This window comes from Mesorhizobium sp. M7A.F.Ca.CA.004.04.2.1 (genome assembly GCF_004022825.1).
GTDB lineage: Bacteria > Pseudomonadota > Alphaproteobacteria > Rhizobiales > Rhizobiaceae > Mesorhizobium.
Window position 1 is genome coordinate 1 of sequence record NZ_RZPH01000447.1, and the last position, 4,640, is coordinate 4,640.

Annotated in this window: 5 protein-coding genes; all 5 read right to left on the minus strand. The window is 59.4% G+C overall.

The genetic code is table 11. The annotated features are described in order from the left end of the window. The coding region (locus EN893_RS19690; protein WP_164900968.1) for a DMT family transporter at positions 1 to 430 on the minus strand (430 nt) is incomplete at its 3' end. A gap of 47 nt (positions 431 to 477) precedes the next feature. Beyond that, on the minus strand, positions 478 to 1,458 hold the full coding sequence (locus tag EN893_RS19695; RefSeq protein ID WP_127271590.1) for an RluA family pseudouridine synthase: 981 nt from the start codon (positions 1,456 to 1,458) through the stop codon (positions 478 to 480). Between the two features lie 62 nt (positions 1,459 to 1,520). Continuing rightward, entirely contained in the window at positions 1,521 to 1,895 is a 375-nt protein-coding gene (gene crcB / locus EN893_RS19700) for a fluoride efflux transporter CrcB (protein ID WP_127268771.1), read from the minus strand. Positions 1,896 to 1,966: 71 nt separating this feature from the next. Then, complete coding sequence (locus EN893_RS19705; RefSeq protein WP_127268772.1) at positions 1,967 to 3,625, minus strand: hypothetical protein; 1,659 nt, start codon at positions 3,623 to 3,625, stop codon at positions 1,967 to 1,969. A gap of 160 nt (positions 3,626 to 3,785) precedes the next feature. Beyond that, entirely contained in the window at positions 3,786 to 4,616 is an 831-nt protein-coding gene (locus EN893_RS19710) for an aspartyl/asparaginyl beta-hydroxylase domain-containing protein (RefSeq protein WP_127268773.1), read from the minus strand. Positions 4,617 to 4,640: the final 24 nt, after the last annotated feature.

Consider the following 4,640-nt stretch of genomic DNA (forward strand, 5'->3'; position numbering starts at 1 on the left):
TGTCTCCGCCGCCGCCAAGCTTGTCGGAAAACACCGCGACAAGGCCGGCAAAGGCCAGCAGCAGGCCAAGGAATTTCCTCAATGTGATCTGCTCACCGAGCAGGAAATGGCCGCCGAGCAGCATCCAGAACGGCATCGTGTTGACCAGCAGCGTGTTGCGGGCAACGGTCGTATGCTCCAGGCCGACATAAAGGCAAAGGAACTCGATGCCGAAAAGCGCGCCAACCACGATGCCGGCGAGCAAGGTCCCGTCGCGCGTGAAAAGCGCGATGCCGCGCCACCGGCACCAGGCAAAGACACACAGGCCGCCGATGATCGAGCGCGCGATCGACAGGAAGACCGGGTCATAACCAGCGTAGGAGATCTTGGCGGCGACGTAATTCAACCCCCAGGAAAAGGTCAGCCCGACCATGATGGCGGCGGCGGCCATGTCGACCGTGTCGCGCCGGTCGAGCGCGTCACTGGCGCCGCTCACGATCAGTCCTCCGCGCTGGCGTCGTCGAAGCCGATCAGGTTCCAGCTCTGGCGCATGTGCGGCGGCATTGGCGCGGTGACATCGATGACGCCCTTGTCGGGATGCGGAATGATGATGCGGCGGGCGTGCAGATGCAGGCGGTTTTGAATGCCCCCTGGAAAGTCCCAGTTGGTGTCGGCCTCGAAATATTTCGGATCGCCCAGGATCGGGCAGCCGATGTAGGCGGCGTGGACACGAAGCTGGTGGGTGCGGCCCGTATAGGGCTCCATTTCAAGCCAGGTCATCGTCTGCGCAGCCTGCTCGATGATGCGGTAGTAGGAGACGGCGTGATCGGCGCCCTTTTCGCCATGCGCGGCGACACGCACGCGGTCACCGTCCGGCGTCGGCTCCTTGATCAGCCAGGTCGAGATCTTGTCCTCGCGCTTGGGCGGCACGCCCTTGACCAGCGCCCAATAGGTCTTCTTGGTCTCGCGGGCGCGAAACGCTTCCGAGAGCTTCATGGCGGCCAGCCGGGTGCGGGCGACGACCAGAACACCTGAAGTGTCGCGGTCGAGCCTGTGAACCAGTCTGGGCTTCTCGCCCTTCTGGCTGCGCCAGGCCTCCAGCATGTCGTCGACATTGCGGGTGACGCCCGAGCCGCCCTGCACCGCAAGGCCCGCCGGCTTGTTGAAGACGAAAACCTTGGGATCTTCATGGATCAGCATTTTCGACAGGACATCGGCATCGCCCTGGTTGCGGATCGAGTGGCCGGTCAGCGCACTCTCGCCCTTCTTGTCGACCTCGAGCGGTGGGACGCGAACCATCTGGCCGGGCTCGACACGGGTGTCGGCCTTGACCCGTCCGCCATCGACGCGGATCTGGCCGGAGCGCAGAAGCTTCTGCAAATGGCCGAAACCAAGGCCCGGGAAATGGGTCTTGAACCAGCGGTCGAGCCGCATGCCCGCCTCGCCGGCCTCCACCGTGATCTGTTCAACGCCTGCCATGTTTTTTGTCGCTTATCCGTTTCCCGAGCGAAGCTCGGCCTGTTCTTGGCGCGGCAATAGCACTAAGGCAGGCTTCTTGCGAGCCAAAGTCCCAGAAACAGGGCGATAATGGCGCCAATGACGCTGGCAAGGGCATAAGCCAGCGCAGGCAGCGTGGCTCCCCGCTCCCACAGCGTCGCGAAATCGAGCGAAAAGGCGGAGAAGGTGGTGAAGCCGCCGAGAATGCCGGTAGCAACGAACAGCCTGACCTCGTTCGATCCGCCACGGCGCATCATGGAGGCGATGAACAGCCCCATGGCGAAGGAGCCAATGATGTTGATGGCCATCGTGCCCCAGGGATAGCTGGGGCCGACAAAACGCAGCGCGCCGATGTTGGTAAGGTGACGAATTCCGGCACCGATGCCGCCACCGACGACGACGAGAAACAGATTGAACATGACCGTTTACTGCCCCCGCACGGCTGCCCCGTCAATCCCTCGTTGCGGGCGCAACCGCACGCAGATCGAGCTCACCACTCAGGCGTTGCCCATCCCGGATATTTTTTCCTGAACTCGTTATAGAGGTCATCGACCTCCGTTTTGCCGATAGGGCGCACCTGTTCGTAGAGGTAGCCCTTGACGTCGCCGGACAGCTGGTAAGCCGCTATGCGCCTGTATGCTGCGCCAATGCCTTTGCCCTCGACGATGTATTGGTCCGGTATCGAGACACAGAGCTGCGCGCCCTGCTGCAGATGGATAACGGGCGGGTCGGTCACGACAACGTATTTGGACTTCAACGCCGCCGGTCTGAATCGATCGCGACTATCGACCTGACAAGCCCACTCGATGCGAGGGTAAAGGTCCTTGTCCATTTCATACAGCAATGAATCGCTCATGATCCCGCTGGATGCAAACACCGACAACCGGTCCCCAGGTCCCATCTTTCCAAGAAGGTCATCGATAAGGCGCCTGTATTCTGGAAGATTGTCGAGGTGCAGCGGGAGCGTGGCTTCCCTGGCAAAGACGTAGCTGATCGGCGACAGAACCTGGCGGCCAGTCGGGAAAAAAGTACCGAAAAACGCCAGCCCGGCGGCAACGGCTATCGCGGCGTTCGACCATCGCGATCTCAGTGCCGGCATCGAAACGATCGCAACGATTGCCTGGGCGTAGGTAGGAAAGAGCCAAAGAAATACCGGCACCGAATGATGGCGATCCGGGTCCTGCATGCGGGTGAAGAGGACGAAGGTGAGTGCCGAAGCAACGGCACAGAACAGGGAAAATCTGTTTTGGCGTATAATGGAGATGTAAAGGCCAAATACGATCAACAGCCAGTTCACATAGCTGAGCCGGGATCCCACCTGGACAATCTGCGAAACGAAGTCCGTCTTGTATCCGCTGTAAAGATCGCCATAGCTGGTTCCCAGTATCTTGAAGATCAAGGGTTGCTGGAAGGTCAGCGCGGCTCCGACAACCACGAGGATCGCACACAGGCCTCCGACGGCGGCATTGCGGAGTGCCGGAAAGTCCCGATCTTTGGCAACCTGCAGAAAACAGAAGAAGGCTGCGGAAATTCCGAGCCCGATGACAGGATAGGCGTGCCAGCGGCGCAGCACGAACGCCAACCACAGGCATACGCCGACACGTATTCCGCTGATCACCGGTTCATGGGTCAGGAACCTCGATTTCCAGAGAAAATAGGTTGCCGCGCAAAGCGCGAGACAGCCGGCAATGTCAGGCAACCCACGGAGCGTCGCCGCCCAGAACGGCGTGTAGAGAAAGGCCGCAATCCATACGGTGAGCCAGCTTCGGCATGAAGACGTCCCGGTCGCCGCCTCCAGATAGCTAATTCTGCCGATGAGAAGAGCGGTCGGGACCAGATAAACAGCAACTATTCCGGCGATATAGGAAAACCTCGAATCGCCAAAAATGATGTGAAACGGCATCAGCGGCACCAGGATCGCCGCACTGTAGTCATCCGTGGCGATCGAGGTCCTCAAATGGCTGAGCCACTCGAGAGGGCTCTGAATCAAGAGCGTGCCTTGCCGGCTGAACGTGTCGAAATAGGCAGCGAAGTCCCAGTAATAGACAGGCTGCTCAAGCCCTACATAGGTGAGAGCAAGAGCAACTCCCAGCAGAGCGGTGCACACATATGTCGTTGCCCAAAATCCGAGAGATCTGTTCTTCGTCACTTGAAGCCGCCAGAAGGAGAAGAGGCAGAACTGTCAAAGTCAGCCCGGGGCCGCCGTTCATGCAGCCAGGAGCCGTTCCGGCGCATGAGCGGCCACAAGGATGGCCAAGTCTCACACGCAGAGCACCCAAATGCCGCCGGCAGCGCCGGTTTTCTAAAGCTCAGGTCGTGCCGGCATTCTTCGGCTTGGTCGAACCGATCATCTTCCAGTTCTTGTAGAACATGGAATTGATGCGCTCGACGCTGACCGAGACGATTGAGAGCATGCCCGCGATCAGTCTGGGAACCGGAGACGGCCGGATGATGTCCATGAAGACGCAGTAGCGGCGTCCGTCATACTCGTTGACCGAGCGATGCAGCAGCGTGTCGTCGAAGATGAACAGCGGATTGTCGTACCAATAATTCTTGACGTTGCCGCACTCGACGAAAATCTCCGACTTAACCGGGATCAGATTGTAGAGGATGCGCAGGCTGAGCCGCAGCGGGCCGAAATGCCAAGACGTCGATTCGCGCTTGCTGAAGACGGAAACGGCTATGGTCTTGATGTACTTGAAGTCCTTGTTGAACTCGGCGACGTTGTCGATCCTGTGCTTACCGTACCACTGGTAGACATACATGCCGCGCCGGCCGGCGCCGAAATTGGCGTCGATATCGGCAATGATCTCATCTTTGCGCGCCTTGAAGATGTCCAGGACCTCGTTGACCTCGCGCTGATAGTCGGCGGGAAACTGCTCCAGCTTCCAGACACCTGGATTTCTGTAGCACAAGAGGTCGACCAGCAGATTGAACGGCGAAAGCAGCCAGGTGAACAGGCCGTTGCCGAGAAAATAGCCTGAGAACAGCGACAGATCCTTGCGGTCGTTGCGCAGCACGTCGATCAGGCCGCAGATGATGAAGATCGTCGTCAGGATGGGAATGAAATAGAAGCCAAGGGCGAGAAGCGGGATGGCAATGGCGAATTTGCGAAGGGACTTGCGAAGGGTTTTTGTCATTTTTCCACGCGCGGAGCGCGATCC

Coding starts and splice junctions, on each gene's coding strand:
- EN893_RS19695 (WP_127271590.1), bottom strand. CDS start 1,458: ATGGCAGGCGTTGAACAGATCACGGTGGAGGCCGGCGAGGCGGGCATG.
- crcB (WP_127268771.1), bottom strand. CDS start 1,895: ATGTTCAATCTGTTTCTCGTCGTCGTCGGTGGCGGCATCGGTGCCGGA.
- EN893_RS19710 (WP_127268773.1), bottom strand. CDS start 4,616: ATGACAAAAACCCTTCGCAAGTCCCTTCGCAAATTCGCCATTGCCATC.